Origin of the sequence: Thiohalophilus thiocyanatoxydans (assembly GCF_004366735.1) — a bacterium.
Classification (GTDB): Bacteria; Pseudomonadota; Gammaproteobacteria; order UBA6429; family Thiohalophilaceae; genus Thiohalophilus; species Thiohalophilus thiocyanatoxydans.
The window spans coordinates 682,773-701,234 of the sequence record NZ_SOQX01000001.1; the positions used below are offsets into that span (position 1 = coordinate 682,773).

Annotated in this window: 18 protein-coding genes, 1 other RNA gene and 1 riboswitch; of the genes, 14 read left to right on the forward strand and 5 right to left on the reverse strand. The window is 58.5% G+C overall.

Features of this window, described 5'->3' with window-relative positions; all coding sequences use genetic code 11:
- Nucleotides 1-345: 345 nt before the first annotated feature.
- From EDC23_RS03230 to EDC23_RS03250, 5 genes are all read right to left on the reverse strand, one after another.
- A complete protein-coding gene (locus EDC23_RS03230; RefSeq protein ID WP_134081063.1) occupies nt 346-810 on the reverse strand; it encodes an EVE domain-containing protein in 465 nt (154 codons plus the stop codon).
- 156 nt (nt 811-966) lie between these two features.
- Nucleotides 967-1,575 (reverse strand): 5-formyltetrahydrofolate cyclo-ligase, encoded by a 609-nt coding sequence (locus EDC23_RS03235; RefSeq protein WP_134081065.1) that lies wholly within the window; start codon nt 1,573-1,575, stop codon nt 967-969.
- Between the two features lie 240 nt (nt 1,576-1,815).
- Nucleotides 1,816-1,998, reverse strand: a non-coding RNA gene (ssrS, locus tag EDC23_RS03240) — 6S RNA.
- 21 nt (nt 1,999-2,019) lie between these two features.
- Nucleotides 2,020-2,337 (reverse strand): cell division protein ZapA, encoded by a 318-nt coding sequence (locus tag EDC23_RS03245; RefSeq protein WP_134081068.1) that lies wholly within the window; start codon nt 2,335-2,337, stop codon nt 2,020-2,022.
- A complete protein-coding gene (locus tag EDC23_RS03250) occupies nt 2,330-2,536 on the reverse strand; it encodes a TIGR02449 family protein (RefSeq protein ID WP_134081070.1) in 207 nt (68 codons plus the stop codon). The genes EDC23_RS03245 and EDC23_RS03250 overlap by 8 nt, the downstream gene beginning before the upstream one ends.
- Before the next feature lie 192 nt (nt 2,537-2,728).
- Here EDC23_RS03250 and EDC23_RS03255 point away from each other — a divergent pair, with 192 nt between their 5' ends.
- The 14 genes from EDC23_RS03255 to EDC23_RS03320 all read left to right on the forward strand — a co-directional run bounded on the left by EDC23_RS03255 (nt 2,729) and on the right by EDC23_RS03320 (nt 18,382).
- Nucleotides 2,729-3,301 carry a UPF0149 family protein gene (locus EDC23_RS03255; protein ID WP_166668756.1) on the forward strand — a complete coding sequence of 191 codons (573 nt, stop codon included), beginning with the start codon at nt 2,729-2,731 and terminating at the stop codon, nt 3,299-3,301.
- A gap of 336 nt (nt 3,302-3,637) precedes the next feature.
- Nucleotides 3,638-4,945 carry a Xaa-Pro aminopeptidase gene (gene pepP, locus EDC23_RS03260; RefSeq protein WP_134081074.1) on the forward strand — a complete coding sequence of 436 codons (1,308 nt, stop codon included), beginning with the start codon at nt 3,638-3,640 and terminating at the stop codon, nt 4,943-4,945.
- Nucleotides 4,942-6,207: a 2-octaprenyl-6-methoxyphenyl hydroxylase gene (ubiH, locus tag EDC23_RS03265; RefSeq protein ID WP_134081076.1), complete on the forward strand. Its 1,266-nt coding sequence runs from the start codon at nt 4,942-4,944 to the stop codon at nt 6,205-6,207. The genes pepP and ubiH overlap by 4 nt, the downstream gene beginning before the upstream one ends.
- The gene (locus tag EDC23_RS03270; protein WP_134081078.1) at nt 6,204-7,397 is read left to right on the forward strand and encodes a UbiH/UbiF/VisC/COQ6 family ubiquinone biosynthesis hydroxylase; all 1,194 of its coding nucleotides are present in this window, start codon (nt 6,204-6,206) and stop codon (nt 7,395-7,397) included. The genes ubiH and EDC23_RS03270 overlap by 4 nt, the downstream gene beginning before the upstream one ends.
- A gap of 226 nt (nt 7,398-7,623) precedes the next feature.
- Nucleotides 7,624-8,622: an extracellular solute-binding protein gene (locus EDC23_RS03275; protein ID WP_134081080.1), complete on the forward strand. Its 999-nt coding sequence runs from the start codon at nt 7,624-7,626 to the stop codon at nt 8,620-8,622.
- A gap of 102 nt (nt 8,623-8,724) precedes the next feature.
- On the forward strand, nt 8,725-10,338 hold the full coding sequence (locus EDC23_RS03280; protein WP_134081082.1) for an ABC transporter permease: 1,614 nt from the start codon (nt 8,725-8,727) through the stop codon (nt 10,336-10,338).
- Between the two features lie 332 nt (nt 10,339-10,670).
- A riboswitch (glycine riboswitch) is annotated at nt 10,671-10,758 on the forward strand.
- Between the two features lie 144 nt (nt 10,759-10,902).
- Nucleotides 10,903-11,826 (forward strand): lipoyl synthase, encoded by a 924-nt coding sequence (gene lipA, locus EDC23_RS03285; RefSeq protein WP_134081084.1) that lies wholly within the window; start codon nt 10,903-10,905, stop codon nt 11,824-11,826.
- Nucleotides 11,827-11,871: 45 nt separating this feature from the next.
- On the forward strand, nt 11,872-12,963 hold the full coding sequence (gene gcvT, locus EDC23_RS03290) for a glycine cleavage system aminomethyltransferase GcvT (protein WP_134081085.1): 1,092 nt from the start codon (nt 11,872-11,874) through the stop codon (nt 12,961-12,963).
- 32 nt (nt 12,964-12,995) lie between these two features.
- Nucleotides 12,996-13,391 (forward strand): glycine cleavage system protein GcvH, encoded by a 396-nt coding sequence (gcvH, locus tag EDC23_RS03295; protein WP_134081086.1) that lies wholly within the window; start codon nt 12,996-12,998, stop codon nt 13,389-13,391.
- A gap of 44 nt (nt 13,392-13,435) precedes the next feature.
- Nucleotides 13,436-14,800: an aminomethyl-transferring glycine dehydrogenase subunit GcvPA gene (gene gcvPA, locus EDC23_RS03300; RefSeq protein WP_134081088.1), complete on the forward strand. Its 1,365-nt coding sequence runs from the start codon at nt 13,436-13,438 to the stop codon at nt 14,798-14,800.
- Nucleotides 14,801-14,864: 64 nt separating this feature from the next.
- Nucleotides 14,865-15,365: a thiol peroxidase gene (tpx, locus tag EDC23_RS03305; protein WP_134081090.1), complete on the forward strand. Its 501-nt coding sequence runs from the start codon at nt 14,865-14,867 to the stop codon at nt 15,363-15,365.
- Nucleotides 15,366-15,598: 233 nt separating this feature from the next.
- A complete protein-coding gene (gcvPB, locus tag EDC23_RS03310; RefSeq protein ID WP_134081092.1) occupies nt 15,599-17,047 on the forward strand; it encodes an aminomethyl-transferring glycine dehydrogenase subunit GcvPB in 1,449 nt (482 codons plus the stop codon).
- Between the two features lie 22 nt (nt 17,048-17,069).
- Nucleotides 17,070-17,429: a diacylglycerol kinase gene (locus EDC23_RS03315; RefSeq protein ID WP_134081094.1), complete on the forward strand. Its 360-nt coding sequence runs from the start codon at nt 17,070-17,072 to the stop codon at nt 17,427-17,429.
- A gap of 23 nt (nt 17,430-17,452) precedes the next feature.
- Nucleotides 17,453-18,382: a carbohydrate kinase family protein gene (locus EDC23_RS03320; protein ID WP_134081096.1), complete on the forward strand. Its 930-nt coding sequence runs from the start codon at nt 17,453-17,455 to the stop codon at nt 18,380-18,382.
- Nucleotides 18,383-18,462 lie beyond the last annotated feature (80 nt).

Genomic DNA, 18,462 nt, shown 5'->3' on the forward strand with positions numbered 1-18,462 from the left:
GACGCTGACACGGCTTCTGAATAAGAAAATTTCGCTTTTAACGGCGGATTTTTTGCTCTGGCAGGCATTGAAGCCGATTTGCAGGGCTGATAACGCGATTTCATCGTTATCTTCGTCGTGTCTGCACGCTTGTCGAGAGCAAAATTCAGCGTTGAAGATGTCTTTGTCGTGATTGAAGATAAAAATTTATTGCATGATGCAATTTTTCAGGGCTATCAGGGGTCGATCGTGCCTGATTGAGCCTGTCCAGGCGCTTGTGTTCGTTGTCAGCGGCGATGATCGGCCTGCATCAACGCAAAAGCGGCCCGCGGGCCGCTTTGATGGAGCTGAATCGGAGCGCTGGCTTCAACGTTTTTCCATCTTGAGGATATGTTGCCAGTGTTTTTTCTCCACCGGCATGACTGACAGGCGGTTGCCACGCTGTAGCAGTTTCATTCCCTCCAGTGCTTTTTCCTGTTTCATCTCCTGCAGGGAGACGGTGCGGTCGAATTTGCGCACGAATTTGATGTTGACCATGTACCAGCGCGGATTTTCCGGGTCACTTTTGGGGTCGTAGTATTTGGATTTCGGGTCCCAGGCGGTGTGATCCGGATAACCTTCCTTGACGACCTCGGCGATGCCGACGATGCCCGGCTCCTTGCAGTTGGAGTGGTAAAAAAAGACCTGATCGCCCTTTTTCATCTCGTCGCGCATCATGTTGCGGGCCTGATAGTTGCGCACCCCGTCCCAGTGGTCGGTCTTGCGCGGCATGGCGGCCAGGTCGTCGATGCCGAAAACGTCAGGTTCGGATTTCATCAGCCAGTAATTCATGCGGATCTCCTCTTGGAACGTGGCCGGATTATTTCACAAATTTCGCGCGGGGCGCAGCGTTCACCAGGCAGTGGCGAGAGGTCGCTATATTCACAGGGCGTGCCCGCATGAGCCCTGCAGGGTATTTTCCTGACGGGCAGGCGACTCTGTGCGCGATCAATCCGGGGTATGTGCAGGGAATCGTTGTATCCCCTGCTCGGTGGCAATACCGTCCAGTGGCACGTCCCAGACGGCGCGATCGATCTGCCCGACCTGTTGAAAGCCATAGGCGGTGCCCAGCAGCCAGGGCCGCTGCCAGTGACGCCGGTAGCGGCGAAAACCGAAGGTGCGATCATAGAATCCGCCGCCCATGCCGACCCGGTTACCCGCGTGATCGAAGGCCACCAGCGGCATGAGTACCAGATCCAGGGACATGGGGCTGAACAGCCGATCGCGACGGCTGTGCACCGGTTCGGGGATGCCGAAGCGGTTGGGAATCAGTTGCGTATCGGAGTGGTAAGGCAAGAACCACATGCGCCGGCCGTTACGCGGGCCAAGTACCGGCAGATAACAGAGTTTGTTCTGCTGCCAGGCGTACTCCATCAGGTAACCCAGGTCGATTTCGCCGTCATTGGGCAGATAAAAGGCGATGCGACGCGCCAGATGAAACAGCCGATGCGCGGCAAGGTGTTCGGCCAGCATCAGTGACGCATCGCGTTGTTGCTCCGCCGACAGCGCGCGGCGCTTGTCGCGCATGGTAAAGCGCAGGGATTTTCGATCAGTCATTATTCAATAGTAATATTTTCAATAATTTATGTCACCCGGTAGCGGAGACCCACGGGTTGGGGCGTTTTTAAAAGTGCTGAGTACTAAGTACTTAGTGCTGAGTCGGGAGTCGGGAGTCGGGAATGGGGAGTGGGGAAGATGCTGACGCAGGAGCGGATCATCTGGATCGGGTTTTGATCTTCCTCGTCACTCGTCCCTCGCCCCTGCGTCCGAAGGACGCGGTTTGTTGATAGGGAGGGCGCGCCCCCGCCTGTACCGTGGTGATCTTCGTCTTGAACCGGAGGTTCAAGGTGGGAGCGTCTTCCGGCGTATCAGGCTTTCCGGTCCAGGCCGGACTTGCACACAACACCGAATCTCGGCTCCCGGGGATTTATTTATCGGCTCAAGAGTATCCCGATCGACTCACGCATACCGCAGGGGGCGCCCATTGCTCGGTTGTCGGCGTCAGATTTCAAGCTGACGGGTTTTGAACAGGGCATCCTCGATCTTGTCCTGGATGCCCTTGATACGGCCACTGACATCACTGTCCATCTTGCTGTCAGGGCCAGACTGTGTCAGTAGCTCATGAGAGATATTCAGCGCGGCCATCACCGCGATGCGATCGGTCCCGATGATCTTGCCGCTATCGCGGATTTCGCGCATCTTCATGTCCAGGTAATCGGCCGAGCGCATCAGTTCGTGCTTCTCCTCTTCCGGACAGGCAATCAGGTACTCCTTGTCCAGGATGTGCACGGTGACTGTGTTGGCCGGCTTTTCACTCATTTTCCATTGCCTTGAGTTTCTCGATCATCGCCTCGACCCGGCTGCGCGCCAGCTCGGTTTTTTCCACCAGCTGATTGCGCTCCGACATCAGGTTCGTCTGACTGTCGCGCAGGGTTTTGTTCTCCTGCTGCAACCGGTCAACGGCCTTGATAAGGTCATCGACGCGGGTTTCAAGCTTTTTCAGATCCAGTTCGTCCATCAAATATCACTTGTAAGTTGTTGTTATTCCTGATTCGAGACGTCCATCCTGCCCATGGCTCAATATAGAGCGGTGGCCGGGCAGGGTCAACGGGCTCGTGTAGGCAAAAAACAGGGATTCGCGGCCCCGCGGCTGTTGCTCGCCGGACAAATAGCTTATCCTCTCGGCTTTCAGACGTTGTATTCCATATATATGAGCCAGACACTTCCCGATTTTGATCAGATTACCGATGCCCTGCGGGCACTGGGTGCCGAGAGCGAGGCCGCGGAAAACCACGGTTTGCTGTGTGCCATGTTGTCGACCATGGAAGGGGTGACAGCCGATGCCTGGCTGGATATCGCCCTCTCCGGGACAGGCCAGGATGCCCTGGCGCCGGAGCCGCCCGAGTCCCTGCGGACCCTGTTCGAGGAAACCCGCCGCCAGTTCGACAGCGACGAGTTCGATTTTCATTTATTGTTACCCCACGACGAGGCGATCCTGGCGGTGCGGGTCGAAGCCCTCGGGCACTGGTGCCAGGGCTTTCTGGCCGGCCTGGCGGTCGGTGGCATCCAGCAACCGGAGAACCTGCCCGGCGAGCTGCCGGAGATCATCAAGGACATGCTGGAGATCTCCCGCGCCGAAGGCTACGAGCTGGAAGGTGACAGCGAAGACGAGGCCGCCTACACCGAACTGGTGGAGTACCTGCGGATGGGCGTACTGCTGTTTCGCGAGGAGCTACGCCGACAGTTTTCCGGCGCGGGCGACGGCGAGGTGCCGATACATTAAACCAAAGGGGCTAGTTACTAGAGGCTAGGTACGAGGTGGTTTTGTGTGAACTGAATTTATATCACCCCTCCCGGGCCCTTCGGGCAGGGACGAGTATCTAGGTACTAGGGGCGAGGCGATTTTGTATGGGCCGATTTTATATTACCCCTCCCTAACCCTCCCCTGGAAGGGGAGGGGACGATGTAGCTAATAGCAAAGATCGGTTCCCCCTCCCTCCGGGACGAGTCCAGGGATGGACTCGGTAGAGCGAAGCAGGAAGCCAGAGCCGAGGGGGTTAGGGGGAGGGGATCAATTAACAGGCTAGAACCTGGAGACTAGTAACTAGAATCTGATCTTATGAATACACAGGAATTTACCAAACGCCGCAAGCAGCTGATGGAGCTGATGGGACCCGATTCGGTGGCGATTCTGCCGGCGGCGCCGATGCGCATGCGCAATCGCGACAGCGAGTTTCATTACCGCCAGGACAGCGACTTTTATTACCTGACCGGTTTCCCCGAGCCGGATGCGGTGGTGGTGCTGGTGCCGGGGCGGGCGCATGGTGAATATATTCTGTTCTGCCGCGAGAGCGATCCCGACATGGAGGTGTGGACCGGGGCCCGTGCCGGGCAGGACGGTGCGGTGGAGCATTACAAGGCGGATGATTCGTTTCCCATCGACGACATCGACGACATCCTGCCCGGTCTGCTGGAGAACAAGGAGCGGGTGTTTTATACCATGGGCGCCAGTCCCGATTTCGATCAGCGGCTGATCGGCTGGGTCAATCGTCTGCGCAAGCAGTCCCGCGCCGGCATTCACACCCCGGGCGAGTTTGTCTCGCTGGAACATCACCTGCACGACATGCGGCTGTACAAGAGCAGTAACGAGATCAAGGCGATGCGCAAGGCGGCTAAAATCTCTGCCCGGGCGCATAGTCGCGCCATGCAGGCGTGCAAGCCGGGCATGGGCGAATATCAACTCGAGGCCGAGCTGCTTTACAACTTCATGCACCAGGGCGCTCGCTTTCCGGCCTATCCCTCCATTGTCGGCAGCGGCGCCAACGGCTGTATTTTGCATTACGTTGATAATCACTCGGTATTGAACGACGGGGATCTGGTGCTCATCGATGCGGGAGCCGAGTATGACTATTACGCGGCGGATATCTCCCGTACCTTTCCCGTTAACGGCAAATACAGCAAGGCGCAACGGACCCTGTACGATATCGTACTGGACGCCCAGTACGCGGCCATCGAACAGGTCAAACCGGGCAATCACTGGAACGATCCGCATGAGGCGGCGGTCAGGGTGCTGACGCAAGGGCTCAGGGATGTGGGGATCCTCGAAGGCGAGCTGGACAAACTGATCGCGGACCAGGCCTATAAACCCTATTTCATGCACCGTACCGGCCACTGGCTGGGGATGGATGTGCATGATGTGGGGGATTACAAGGTGGATACCGAATGGCGGGTACTCGAGCCGGGCATGACCCTGACCGTGGAGCCCGGCCTCTATCTGTCGGCCCGGCATAGTGAGCTGGCAAAGAAGTGGCACAACATCGGGATTCGCATCGAGGACGATGTGCTGGTGACTAAAGAGGGTTACGAAGTACTGAGCCGGGATGTGCCCAAGGATCCTGACGAGATCGAGGCGTTGATGGCCGGATGAACGCAACCAAGCCGAATGCAACCAAGCTGAACGAGTTTGATCTGGTGATTGTCGGCGGCGGCCTGGTCGGCGCCAGCCTGGCCTGTGCCCTGGCCGAGTCACCGCTGCGTATCGCGATGGTTGAGGCGCAGCCGTTCAATACCGAACAACATCCCGGCTTTGATGCGCGCACCGTGGCGCTGGCCGCCGGTTCGCAACAGATCTTTAACGCCATGGGCTTGTGGGAGGCGATCGCCGCGCAGGGGGTGACGCCGATCCGCCGTATTCATGTCTCCGATCGCGGCCACGCCGGCAGCGCGCACCTGGATGCCGCCGAGCAGGGGCTGGCGGCGATGGGCTACGTGGCCGACATCCGGGTTCTCGGCCAGGTGCTCTCCCGGCAACTTGAACAACAGGCCAATGTGACCCTGTTCTGTCCGGCCAGCGTCAAGGCGGTACAGTTTGCGCCGGCGCACGCGAAGGTCGTTTTGCAGCACGACGATGCACTGCACGAGATTACCGCGGCTCTGGTGGTGGCGGCGGATGGCGGAAATTCGTTTATTCGCAACGACAGCGGCATTGCCACCTTCACCCTCGATTATCATCAGAGTGCGCTGATCAGCAACGTGGCCGTGGATCGTCCCCACCGGAACATTGCTTACGAGCGCTTTACCGACAGCGGACCGATGGCGCTGCTGCCGACCCGCGACGAGCAGGGCAACGACAACACCTTTGCCCTGGTCTGGACCCTCAAACCGGAACAGGTGGAGGCGGTGCAGGGCTGGGACGAGGCCACTTTTTTGTCCCAACTGCAACAACGTTTCGGCGAGCGGGCCGGGCAGTTTACCCGCAGCAGTCAACGGCATCTCTATCCGCTGAAATTCCTGCAAACCCGCGAGCACGTGCGGCCGCGCCTGGCTGTGATTGGTAACGCCGCGCATACCCTGCATCCGGTCGCGGGGCAGGGGTTTAATCTCGGGCTGCGTGACGTGGCGGTGCTCTCACAGGTGCTGATCGACGCGCTGGCACAGAATGACGATCCCGGTGATCTGGGTGTCCTGCGTCGGTATGCCCGCTGGCGCCGGCGGGATCATCTGCAGACCTCACTGGCCACTGATGCGCTGGTGCGGGTGTTCTCCAACAATTTCCTGCCCCTGGCGGTGGCGCGCAACCTGGGACTGACGCTGCTGGATACCCTGCCGCCGCTGAAAAAACAGCTGGTGCGCCATGCCATGGGCTATGTGGGCAAACTGCCGCGTCTGGCGCGGGGATTGAAGCCGTGAGCCGGGATTACGATCTGATCATCGTCGGCGGCAGCATGGTCGGGGCCAGCCTGGCCTGTGCCCTGGCCGACACCCCGTTACGGATTGCCCTGCTCGATGCAAAACGTTTCGAGGCCGACTGGCCGGCCGACGGGTTCGATCTGCGGGTCAGTGCCATCACCCGTGCCAGCGAGGCATTTTTGCAACAGCTGGATGCCTGGCCTGGCGATCACGCTGAACGGGTCAGTCCGTTTCGCGAGATGCATGTCTGGGATGCCACCGGCGATGGTGTGATTCACTTTGACAGCGCCGAACTGGGCGAGGCGACACTCGGGCACATTGTCGAAAACCGGGTGCTGATCAAAACGTTGCATCGGCAAATCGACGCGGCGAAGAATATCGATTATCTGGCCCCGGTGGCACCGACGGCGATCGAATTCGATGACAAACAGGCGCGCCTGCTCCTGGAAGACGGTGAACCGCTGACGGCGAAGCTGCTGGTCGGGGCCGACGGTGGCAATTCGTGGGTACGGCGTCAGGCCGGAATCAGTGTGCGCGGCTGGGATTATGATCAGGCCGCGCTGGTCACCTGGGTGAAAACCGAACAGTTTCACCAGGAGACCGCCTGGCAACGCTTCTTGCCCGACGGGCCACTGGCGTTTTTGCCGCTGAGCGAGGGCTATTCCTCGATTGTCTGGTCCACCTCGCCGCAGCATGCGCGGCAACTGCAGCAGCTGGACGAGGCGCCGTTTCGTCAGGAACTGGCCGCCAGCTTCGGGCATACCCTGGGCGAGATCGAAGACAGCGGCCCGCGCGCTGTGTTCCCGTTGCGCTTTTTCGAAACCGAACATTACATTCGTCCACGCCTGACACTGGTCGGCGATGCGGCGCATACCATTCATCCGCTGGCCGGGCAGGGGGTCAACCTCGGCTTCGCCGATGCCCAATCCCTGGCGCAGGTGATCCGCGAGGCGCAGCAACGGCAACAGGACATTGGCAGCCAGCCGGTCCTGCGCCGTTACGAGCGCTGGCGACGCGCCGACAACCGCGCCATGTTGATCGCCATGGACAGCTTTAAACGTCTGTTCGGCAGTCAATGGGGGCCGCTGCGCTGGTTGCGCAACACTGGCCTCAACCTGACTGACCGGCTCGGCCCGCTCAAACAGATCATCATGCGCCAGGCGATGGGGAGCCCGCCGGACCGCGACTAGATCCAGCTGCGAGTGGCTGGAAGCCGGTTTTCGTGGCCGTCCGGGGCCGGCGTATGGCCGAATCGCGAGAAGTCCCTTTTTATGATAGGGAAACAGTACCGGGCCCCGGCGGCGGTCGTGCCTCTGGTCGCCCCGGGCAGTAAACAGCGTCGCTCCCTGTTGCGTTTGGGAATGATAATAATTATCATTCATTAAACAGGCATTCTATATATATAGGCAGGAGATTATGCAATCACGTCTTATACTCTTTCTTTTATCAGGGTTATTGACTCTGCAGGCTGCCGCGGCCGATCCGCTGGTGATCTATTCCGGCCGTTCCGACAAGTTCGTCAAGCCGGTGGTCGAGGCCTTTGAAAAAGAGACCGGCATCGAGGTGCTGGTGCATGCCGGCGGTTCCACGGCATTGCTGAACAAACTCAAGCTGGAAGGCAAGCGCACTGACGCGGATCTCTACATCAGTAATGATGCCGGTAACCTGCAAAAGGGTAGCGAAATGAAGCTGTTCCGCCCGGTTCCCGAAGAGATTGCCGGGCAGATTCCGGCCAATTTCCGGGCACCGGACAACACCTGGCTGGGGCTGTCCGCCCGGGCCCGCATGCTGGTGGCCAACAGCGAGCAGTCCCAGACCGATTTCGTCGACTCGGTGTTCGATCTCGCGGATCCGCGCCTCAAGGGCAAGCTGGCTATTACGCACAGCGGTAACGAAAGCTATATCGCCGGGGTGACGGTCTACATGCTGGCGGCCGGCAAGGAAGTGACTCGCGACTGGCTGCAGGGCATGAAGGAGAATGTGGGCGGCAGTGTGTTTAACAAACACAGCAAGATCGTCAACGCCGTTGCGGACGGTAAAAAAGCCATCGGTCTGGTCAATCACTACTATATTTACCGCCATCTGGATCAGTATCCCGATGCACCGCTCAAGGTAATCCCGCCGGATCAGGGTGAGGACGGAATGGGCGTCGCCTGGAACGTGGCCGGCATTGCCATGAGTCGTCATAGTCAGAAGAGCGAGGCGGCGGAAAAATTCCTGGACTTTGTGGTTTCCGAAAAGGGCCAGAAGATGTTTGCCGAAGTGAATCGCGAATATCCCACCCGTCCCGGTGTTCCTGCGGCCGATGAAGTACCGCCACTGGATTCCTACAAGGTGGCCGATGTACCCATGGCCCGACTGGGCGAACAACGTAATGCCACGCTGGATCTGATCGAGCAGGTGGGCATGCCGTAATCGAGTCCTGCACCCGGTGACGGTGCGCCGTCATCGGGGCAGGGTATAGTGCCTTGCCGCCCGGTGTGCCGGGCGGAATCTGTTTGAATCCGGAAGTATGCGTTGAAGACATCTGAGTTGAGTGCCACACAAACTGTCAGCCTGCCGCTGTTTAACAGCCGAATGACCCTGCGCGGTGCCCTGTCACTGCTGGTTGTGCTGCTGGCGGCGATCCCGCTGGTCTTTGTGGTTTACAGCAGTCTGCAGCTCGATGCCGCGGGTTGGGCCGGGTTGTGGACCAGCCGCCTGCCGGGTTTGTTGTGGAATACGTTGTCGTTGTCGGTACTGGTGGGGATCGGCAGCATCGTACTCGGGGTGTCCGCCGCCTGGTGGATTACCCGGCGGGAGTTTCCCGGTCGGCGCCTTGCCATCTGGTTGATGGTCCTGCCACTGACCATTCCCACCTATGTCTTCGCCCACATCTACACCACCCTGTTCGATGACCGTGGCTGGATCGGTCAGGCCTGGCAATGGCTGTTCGGCGCCGGCACTTCGGCACCGGATCTGTATAACGTGGTGGGCGTCAGTTTTATTCTCACCCTGGCCGGTTTTTCCTATGTGTTTTTGCTGGTGCAGGATTCCCTGTCCCGTTCCCAGCAGAACCTGGAAGAGGCGGCACGGATTCAGGGCGCCACGCCGGGGCAGGTCTTTCGGCGGATCAATCTGCCGTTGATGCGCCCGGCCATCGCCGCGGGCCTGGCGCTGGTGGTGCTGCATGTGTTGTCCGACTTCGGCGCGGTCAGCATGATGCGCTATCAGACCTTTACCCTGAGCATCTATTTACAGATGACCGGGCGGTTCGATTACAACGCCGCCGCCGGCCTGTCTCTGGTGCTGGTCTCGCTGAGCCTGACCTTTTTGATTCTGGAGCGTTTCTTTCGTAACCGGCAACGTTACTACGGCACTGCGCAGGCCAGGCGGTATACCGCGCGCCGCGCGACCCGTTTCGAGACCGCGGCCATCTGGTTCTGGCTCGGCCTGATCGCCCTGTTTGCCTTTATTCTGCCGATCATCTGGATGCTGGTCTGGAGCTGGGAGGCCTGGATGCAGGATCTCATCAGCGACCGATTCTGGGGCTATGTGGGGAATTCCCTGCTGGTCAGCGTGCTGGCCGCGACGTTGACCGTGGTCGTGGCGTTGCCGGTGGCCCTGTACCACGCCCGTGAGCGCAGCTGGTTGAGCCAGGCCTATCTGCATGTCTCCAGCGTCGGGTTTGTATTGCCCGGGCCGGTGATCGCGCTGGGTATCCTGGCCTTTGTCTTGAGCCAGGTGGATATCATCTACGGCAGCCTGGCGGTGCTGGTGGTTGCCATGCTGATCCGCTTTTTGCCGCTGGCCATCCAGGCCCAGGAGGCGGCCGCGCAACAACTGACGCCGTCGATGGAAGAGGCCGCCCGCAGCCTGGGCGCCGGGACCTGGGAAAATCTGCGCCGCATTATCCTGCCGATGATCCGCGGCGGCATGATCAGCGCCTGGGTGCTGGTATTCATCGACACCCTCAAGGAGTTACCCGCCACCCTGATCCTGCGGCCCACCGGTTTCGATACCCTGCCGGTACGCATCTGGATCGAGGCCAGCGAGGAAATGCTGGAGATGGCCGCCCCCGCCGCCCTGATGCTGGTCATCGGCACCCTGCCGGTCCTCTGGTTCCTCATGCGCCCGGTCAAACAGCGTTAGGACTTTTTTCGAAGTCTCTGGGATTTAACGCGGAGGGCGCGGAGGCGCAGAGACGCGGAGGAAAATCGATCCTGGGTTTTCAGTAACATTATGGACTGACAAGAAAACCCTGCTATTTCCGGCAATCAAAATTGACTTGATGAGGGGCTGCCATCCGCACATATCTCCCGAGGCATAATGCCGTAAAAATTATTTTGTTCTCCGCGCCTCCGCGTCCTCCGCGTTATTTCAACCACCCTAACTACTGCAAAGACCCGGTAAATTACCCAGGTATAAACCCCCGGATTCAGCTTGGATTCTCTTCCCCAACCCGTTAAGATCACGGTATAAGCCACTACCCTGTGGGAGAGTGCAGGCTTGACCTGCCGCCGAAGGCGCAACCGCCCGGAATCGCTCAGGCAAAAGGACCGCGGGGAACAAGGCTGACTCTGGAGAGACCTCGATAATGCGGGGCACCGAAGGGGCTGAAGCTCTCAGGTGAAAGGACAGAGGGGCGAAACAAGGCAGCCGGACTGCTCTGTTTCGCCTTTTTTATTTTCACCAGTTAAAGGTTGACCGGGCACCATGAGCAATAAAGTCATTCCAGTTTTCGATTTCTCCCACGAGCCCAATGTCGGGCGCATGCCCCAGTGGATTCGCCAGTCCCTGAGTCATCACGAGAATTATTCCCAGACCGCGCGTAACGTGCACAGCAATACCCTGCATACCGTTTGCGAGGAGGCCCGCTGTCCCAATCGCGGCGAGTGCTGGAGTCAGGGTACGGCCACCTTCATGCTGCTGGGCGATACCTGTACCCGCGCCTGCGGGTTTTGCGCGGTCAAGACCGGCCGTCCCGGCTGGTTCGACGATCAGGAGCCGGAGCGCATTGCCACGGCCGTGCGCGATATGGGCCTCGAGTATGTGGTGCTGACCTCGGTCAATCGCGACGACATGACCGACGGGGGAGCGACCATCTATGCGGAAACCGTGAAGGCACTGCGTCGCGACAAGCCGACGATCGGGGTCGAACTGCTGACCCCCGATTTTCATCGCTGCCAGGCGCAGTCTATCGAGATCATGAATGCCGCGTTGCGCGAGGCGGTGCATCCGAGCAGCGAACTGCAGATGGTATGGGGACATAACGTGGAGACGGTGCCGTCACTGTATAAACAGGTGCGCAAGGGCTCCAGCTATGAGCGCTCGCTGGAAATGCTGCGCCTGGCCGCCCTGCAACCGGGCGTCGAAGCCAAATCCGCCATCATGCTGGGCCTGGGCGAAAGCCGCGAGGAAGTGCTGCAGGTGCTGCGCGATCTGCGCGAAGTCGGGGTCAGCCGTATCGCCATCGGCCAGTACCTGCGCCCCAGTCGTTATCACCTGGCGGTCAAACGCTATTTGTCACCGGCCGAGTTTGACGATTACGGCAAACAGGCCCGGGCGCTGGGTTTTGGCTGGGTCAAGGCCGGCCCCATGGTGCGTTCCTCCTATCATGCCGAAGAACAGCAGAACTGACTTGTTTGTTCCGTCTTTTCACCCAATTTTAGAGTAACCAGGCTTATGGGTAACCGCACTCCGCTTTATGAAGAACACCTTCGCGCCAACGCCAAGATGGTCGATTTTGGCGGCTGGGACATGCCGATCAACTACGGCTCGCAGATCGAGGAGCATAACCAGGTGCGCCAGGACGCGGGCATGTTCGATGTCTCGCACATGACCATCGTCGATCTGAGCGGCGACAAGGTGAAACCGTTTTTGCAGTACCTGCTGGCCAACAATGTGGACCGGCTGAAGGACAAGGGCAAGGCCCTCTATACCTGCATGCTCAACGAGCAGGGCGGGGTCATTGACGATCTGATCGTCTATTATCTGGGCGAGACGTTTTATCGCATGGTGGTCAATGCCGCGACCCGGGAAAAGGACCTGGCCTGGATCGAAAAACACGCGGCGGCCTATGACGTGACAGTGAATGTCCGGGATGACATGGCCATGATAGCGGTCCAGGGTCCCAATGCGCGCGACAAGGCGCATAAGGTACTGGGGGTGGCGATTGCCGACCAGCTGGTGGACATCAAGCCGTTTTTCATGCGCGAGATGGGCGATGTTATCGTGGCCCGCACCGGCTATACCGGTGAAGACGGCTATGAAATCATGCTGCCGGCCAACCAGGCTCCCGGAACCTGGCGACAGCTGGTTGAGGCGGGTGTCAAACCCACCGGACTGGGGGCGCGCGATACCCTGCGTCTGGAAGCCGGGATGAACCTGTACGGCCATGATATGGACGAGAACACCACCCCGCTGGAGTCCGGCCTGAGCTGGACCGTGGCCTGGGAACCGGAAGACCGGGACTTTATCGGCCGTGCCGCCCTTGCCCGGCAGAAGTCCGAGGGGGTCAAGCGGAAACTGGTCGGTCTGGTACTCGAGGATCGCGGTGTATTGCGCGATCACCAGAAAGTGATCGTCGATGGCGAGGAAGCCGGTGAGATCACCAGTGGCAGTTTCTCGCCGACGCTGGGCAAGTCGATTGCGTTTGCGCGAGTCCCGGCCTCGGTCGGTACGCATTGCCAGGTGGATGTGCGCGGCAAGCTGTTGAACGCCCGGGTGGTCAAGCTGTCATTTGTACGTAATGGCAAACCCTGTATTGATGTTTGAACAAGTTTGATAATTTTCCAGAGGACAGAACAATGAGCAACATTCCACAGGAACTTCGTTTTACCAAATCTCACGAATGGGTCAAGCGCGAAGAAGACGGTACACTGGTTATCGGCATTACCGATCATGCCCAGCAGCTGCTGGGTGATCTGGTCTTTGTCGAGGTACCGGAAGCCGGCAGCAGCTTCAAAGACAGCGACGACTGTGCCGTGATCGAATCGGTCAAGGCCGCCTCCGACGTCTATTGCCCGGTTGCCGGCGAAGTGATCGAAAGCAACGAAGCGCTGGCCGACGCCCCGGAAACCATCAACAACGATCCCTATGGCGATGGCTGGATCTTCAAGCTCAAGCCCGAGGACGAAGGGGCCTATGACGGCCTGATGGATGCCGATGCCTATGCCGAGGTCGTGGCGGAAGACGAACACTGAAACCCCGTCTTCAAATCGAATATTGACGTAACCAGGTAAACAGAATGCCGTTTATACCCCATACTGAAAAAGATATTGCCGAAATGCTCAAGGCCATCGGCGCCGACAGCATCGAGGATCTGTTTGACGAGATCCCGGCCAACCTGCGTAGTGCCGGTCTGCAGGATGTGCCGACCAGCACCAATGAAATGGAAGTCACCCGGGTGATGCACGAGCGCGCCGATCAGGATGCGCGGACGCTCTGTTTTCTCGGCGCCGGTGCCTATGAACATCATATCCCGGCGGCGGTATGGGAGCTGACCACCCGTGGCGAGTTCTATTCGGCCTATACGCCGTATCAGGCCGAAGCCAGTCAGGGTACGTTGCAGCTGCTGTATGAGTATCAGACCATGATGGCCAGCCTGACCGGTATGGATGTCTCCAACGCCTCGCTGTATGACGGCGCGTCCTCGCTGGCCGAGGCGGTATTGATGGCGGTACGCGCCAATCGCAAATCCAAGGCCAAACGCATTCTGATGCCGCGCAGCGTACACCCGGCCTATCGCAAGGTAGCGCACACCATCGTGCATAACCAGGGTATCGCGCTCGAAGAGCTCGATTACGATCGCAGCAGCGGCATTATCGATCCCGACTCATTGCCGAAGGATCCGGGCGATTTCACCGCGCTGGTGATCCCGCAGCCCAACTTCTTCGGCAATCTCGAAGAGGTGGACACCCTGACCGACTGGGCGCATCAGCATGGCGCACTGGTGATTGGCGTGGTCAACCCGACCGCCCTGGCACTGATTACACCGCCCGGTGAATGGGGCGAGATCGGCGCCGATATCGCCTGCGGTGAAGGTCAGCCGCTGGGCGCGCCGCTCGCTTCCGGCGGACCGTACTTCGGCTTCATGTGTTGTCGCCAGACGTACGTGCGCCAGATGCCGGGGCGGATCATCGGTCGTACCGAGGATCTGGACGGCAAGGAAGGCTTCGCCCTGACCCTGCAGGCCCGCGAGCAGCACATACGCCGCTCCAAGGCCACGTCCAACATCTGCACCAACCAGGGTCTGCTGGTCACCGCGGCCACTATTTATATGGCCTTGCTCGGTCCCCAGGGGCTGCAACGGGTTGCCAGCCATAGCCACGCCAACACGGTGAAACTGGCGGACAGGCTGGTGGATAAACTGGACGGGGCCGAGAAAGTGTTCGACCGTCCGGTATTTCATGAGGTCGTCGTGCGGCTGAAACAACCGGTGCGGGATGTTCTTCAAGGTCTGTCTGAAGAAGGTATCGTGGGTGGTTACCCGCTGGCGGAAGAATATCCGGAACTGGATAACTGTCTGCTGTTGTGTGCGACAGAAACCAAGACCGAGGCCGATCTCGACGCCTTTGTCGAAGCGGTTGTACGTATCGCCGGCCGCCTGTAACCGGCGGACTGTTCTGTCGATTACAAAGGCATAAAGCCAAACCTGTCCTGTAAGGAGGAGCGTCATGGCACAGATTACATTAAAAGGTGACCCCATCAATACCAACGGCGAACTGCCGGCCGTTGGCAGCGCGGCCCCGGCGTTTAAACTGACCACGGCCGACCTGGAAGATGTCGGTCTGGACAACTACCCGGGCAAGAAAAAACTGCTGAATATCGTGCCCAGTCTGGATACCCCGGTTTGCGCCACGTCGACCCACAAGTTCAACGAGGCGGCCAAAGGACGGGATGATGTGGTGATGCTGATCATCGCCGCCGATTTGCCCTTTGCCATGGGCCGTTTCTGTACCGGCGAGAAGCTGGATAATGTGATTCCGCTGTCCATGATGCGCGACAAGAACTTTGCCAAGGACTACGGTGTATTGATCCAGGACGGCCCGATGGCCGGCATCACCGCTCGCGCCGTGGTCGTGCTGGATGAGAACGACAAGGTGATCTACACCGAAATGGTCCCGGAAATCGCCCAGGAGCCCGACTACGACAAGGCCCTGGCAGCGCTGGGCTGATTTTTAAAAAGCGTTTTACCGCAGAGACGCAGAGACGCAGAGTACGCAAAGGTTCTTAAATGTTGAATTTTGAATGTTAAATTTTGAATTACAGGTGGTACCGAAATTCAAAATTCAAAACTTAAAATTCAACATTACATCGCGTCTCTGCGGTAAGAAATTTAAAAACCAGCTGACACTATGGTTGTATGAATCGTCGATGAGACGTTGTTTGACGAACTTGAGATGAGATTATGTTGATTTTTGAACAATCGAGAAGTGGCCGGACCAATCCGCCGCAGGCCCCGTTGCAGGATGTTGCGATCGATGACATTCCGGATCAGTTTCGACGCCAGTCGAAACCGACTCTCCCGGAAGTCTCCGAGATGCAGGCGGTACGCCATTACACCCGGCTGTCGCAGAAGAACTTCTCCATCGACACCCATTTCTATCCGCTGGGTTCCTGCACCATGAAATACAACCCGCGCGGGTGTAATACCCTGGCGATGTTGCCCGGTTTTTTGCGTCGTCATCCCCTGAGTCCGGACAGCATGAGCCAGGGTTTCATGGCCTGTATGTTTGAGCTGCAGGAGATGCTCAAGGATGTGACCGGGATGAAGGCGGTTTCGCTGGCGCCGATGGCCGGCGCCCAGGGTGAGTTCACCGGCGTGGCGATGATTCGCAAGTATCACGAATCGCGCAATGACGATGCCCGCACCGAGATTCTGGTGCCCGATGCGGCACACGGCACCAACCCCGCCACGGCGGTGATGTGCAATTACAAGGTGCGCGAAATCCCGACCAATGACCAGGGTGACGTGGATCTGGAAGCTCTGAAAGCCGCGGTCGGTCCACAGACCGCCGGGATCATGCTGACCAATCCGTCGACCTTGGGCGTGTTCGAGCGCAAGATCAAGGAGATCGCGGATATCGTGCACGAGGCCGGTGGTCTGCTCTATTACGATGGCGCCAATCTCAATGCGATCCTGGGCAAGGTCAAGCCGGGCGATATGGGCTTTGACGTGATTCATATGAATCTGCACAAGACCTTCTCCACCCCGCACGGCGGCGGTGGTCCCGGCGCCGGGCCGGTGGGTGTCAGCCAACGGCTGGAACCCTATCTGCCGGTGCCGTTGCTGAGCAAGGAAGGTGATCAGTATCGCTGGCTGACGGATAACGAGCGGCCCGAATCAATCGGCAAGCTGTCCACCTTTATGGGCAATGCGGGGGTGTTGTTGCGCGCCTATATCTATGCCCGTCTGCTGGGCAAGGAAGGCATGCACCGGGTCAGCGAGTTTGCCACCCTGAACGCCAACTACATGCTGGCCCGTATGCGCGATGCCGGTTTCGAGCTGGCCTATCCGCAACGCCGCGCCACGCATGAATTCATTGTCACCATGCGCAAACAGGCGAAAGAGCTGGGCGTCAACGCCATGGATTTCGCCAAACGGTTGCTGGATTACGGCTTTCACGCCCCGACCACCTATTTCCCGCTGCTGGTCCCCGAGTGTCTGCTGATCGAGCCGACCGAAACCGAGTCCAGGGAAGATATCGACGCCTTTATCGAGGCGATGATCGCGATTCAGAACGAGGCCGAGACCACACCGGAGACCGTAAAACAGGCGCCGTATACCCTGCCGGTACGCCGCCTTGATGATGTGAAAGCGGCCAAGGAGCTGGATTTAGCCTGGAAACCCGAATAATTTTGGGTCAAACTGGCGGGATATGAACGAGCTTAAACGTATCTGGCGGGCCGGTGGCTACAGCTGGCAGGGCTTGCGTGCTGCGGCCCTGCATGAGCCCGCCTTTCGTACTGAACTGATCCTGTTTGTGATCCTGACGCCCTGTGTGTTCTGGCTGGGACAGAGTCTCATGGAATACGCATTGTTGTTCGGCACCCTGTTTCTGGTGTTGCTGACCGAGCTGATGAATTCCGCGATTGAAGCCGTGGTGGATCGTTTCGGCAGTGAACAACATGAACTGTCCGGCCGCGCCAAGGATATGGGCTCTGCAGCGGTTTTTATCGCGCAGATCAACGTTCTCGTTATCTGGGGGCTGTTGTTCTACGGTCGGATCAATAATTAACGCTATAAACTTAGGAGTAATTTATGTCTGCTTTAATCTGTGGCTCTTTTGCCTATGACACCATCATGGTGTTTCCCGATCACTTTAAAAACCACATTCTGCCCGACAAGGTACATATCCTGAATGTCTCCTTTCTGGTCCCCGAGATGCGCCGTGAGTTCGGTGGTTGTGCCGGGAACATTGCCTACAACCTGAAACTGCTGGGTGGCGATCCGTTGCCGATGGGCACCGTCGGTACCGATTTCGGTCCCTATGCCGAATGGATGGACAAAAACGGCATCAGCCGCAAGCACATCAAGGAAGTGAACAGTTATACCGGTCAGGCCTTTATTACCACCGACAAGGACGATAACCAGATTACCGCTTTTCATCCCGGCGCCATGGGCTTCTCCCATGAAAACCAGGTTCAGGATGCCGAGGGCGTCAAGGTGGGACTGGTTGCTCCGGATGGCCGGGACGGCATGATTCAGCATGCCGAACAGTTTGCCGAGCAGGGTATTCCGTTTATTTTCGATCCGGGTCAGGGTCTGCCGATGTTCGGCGGCGATGAACTGATGGATTTCGCCGAAAAGGCCAGCTATATCGCGCTCAATGATTATGAGGCACAGATGTTTGAAGAGCGCACCGGCAAATCCCCACATGAACTGGCGGAGATGGTTGATGCCCTGATTATTACCCGCGGCGGTGAAGGTTCACATATCTACACCCAGAAACACCGCCACGAGATCCCGACCGCCAAGGTCAAGGGTATTAACGATCCGACCGGTTGCGGTGATGCCTATCGCGCCGGCATTCTCTATGGTCTGCTGAACGATATGGATTGGGAAACCACTGGCCGTATCGCCTCACTGATGGGTGCGATTAAGGTCGAATCCACCGGCCCACAAAATCACAGCTTCACCATGGACGAGTTCAAGCAACGTTACAAAGACAGCTTCGGTATGAGCCTGTAACAGAAAAAGCCCGCATCAGCGGGCTTTTTTATTTTGGCAGGAGCGACTACCATGGATAAATATATCCCTCTACAGTCCGG

Excerpts from the sequence above, each read along its gene's own strand:
- EDC23_RS03230 (WP_134081063.1), bottom strand. The coding sequence starts at position 810 with ATGAATTACTGGCTGATGAAATCCGAACCTGACGTTTTCGGCATCGAC.
- EDC23_RS03235 (WP_134081065.1), bottom strand. The coding sequence starts at position 1,575 with ATGACTGATCGAAAATCCCTGCGCTTTACCATGCGCGACAAGCGCCGC.
- EDC23_RS03245 (WP_134081068.1), bottom strand. The coding sequence starts at position 2,337 with ATGAGTGAAAAGCCGGCCAACACAGTCACCGTGCACATCCTGGACAAG.
- EDC23_RS03250 (WP_134081070.1), bottom strand. The coding sequence starts at position 2,536 with ATGGACGAACTGGATCTGAAAAAGCTTGAAACCCGCGTCGATGACCTT.
- EDC23_RS03255 (WP_166668756.1), top strand. The coding sequence starts at position 2,729 with ATGAGCCAGACACTTCCCGATTTTGATCAGATTACCGATGCCCTGCGG.
- pepP (WP_134081074.1), top strand. The coding sequence starts at position 3,638 with ATGAATACACAGGAATTTACCAAACGCCGCAAGCAGCTGATGGAGCTG.
- ubiH (WP_134081076.1), top strand. The coding sequence starts at position 4,942 with ATGAACGCAACCAAGCCGAATGCAACCAAGCTGAACGAGTTTGATCTG.
- EDC23_RS03275 (WP_134081080.1), top strand. The coding sequence starts at position 7,624 with ATGCAATCACGTCTTATACTCTTTCTTTTATCAGGGTTATTGACTCTG.
- lipA (WP_134081084.1), top strand. The coding sequence starts at position 10,903 with ATGAGCAATAAAGTCATTCCAGTTTTCGATTTCTCCCACGAGCCCAAT.
- gcvT (WP_134081085.1), top strand. The coding sequence starts at position 11,872 with ATGGGTAACCGCACTCCGCTTTATGAAGAACACCTTCGCGCCAACGCC.
- gcvH (WP_134081086.1), top strand. The coding sequence starts at position 12,996 with ATGAGCAACATTCCACAGGAACTTCGTTTTACCAAATCTCACGAATGG.
- gcvPA (WP_134081088.1), top strand. The coding sequence starts at position 13,436 with ATGCCGTTTATACCCCATACTGAAAAAGATATTGCCGAAATGCTCAAG.
- tpx (WP_134081090.1), top strand. The coding sequence starts at position 14,865 with ATGGCACAGATTACATTAAAAGGTGACCCCATCAATACCAACGGCGAA.
- gcvPB (WP_134081092.1), top strand. The coding sequence starts at position 15,599 with ATGTTGATTTTTGAACAATCGAGAAGTGGCCGGACCAATCCGCCGCAG.
- EDC23_RS03315 (WP_134081094.1), top strand. The coding sequence starts at position 17,070 with ATGAACGAGCTTAAACGTATCTGGCGGGCCGGTGGCTACAGCTGGCAG.
- EDC23_RS03320 (WP_134081096.1), top strand. The coding sequence starts at position 17,453 with ATGTCTGCTTTAATCTGTGGCTCTTTTGCCTATGACACCATCATGGTG.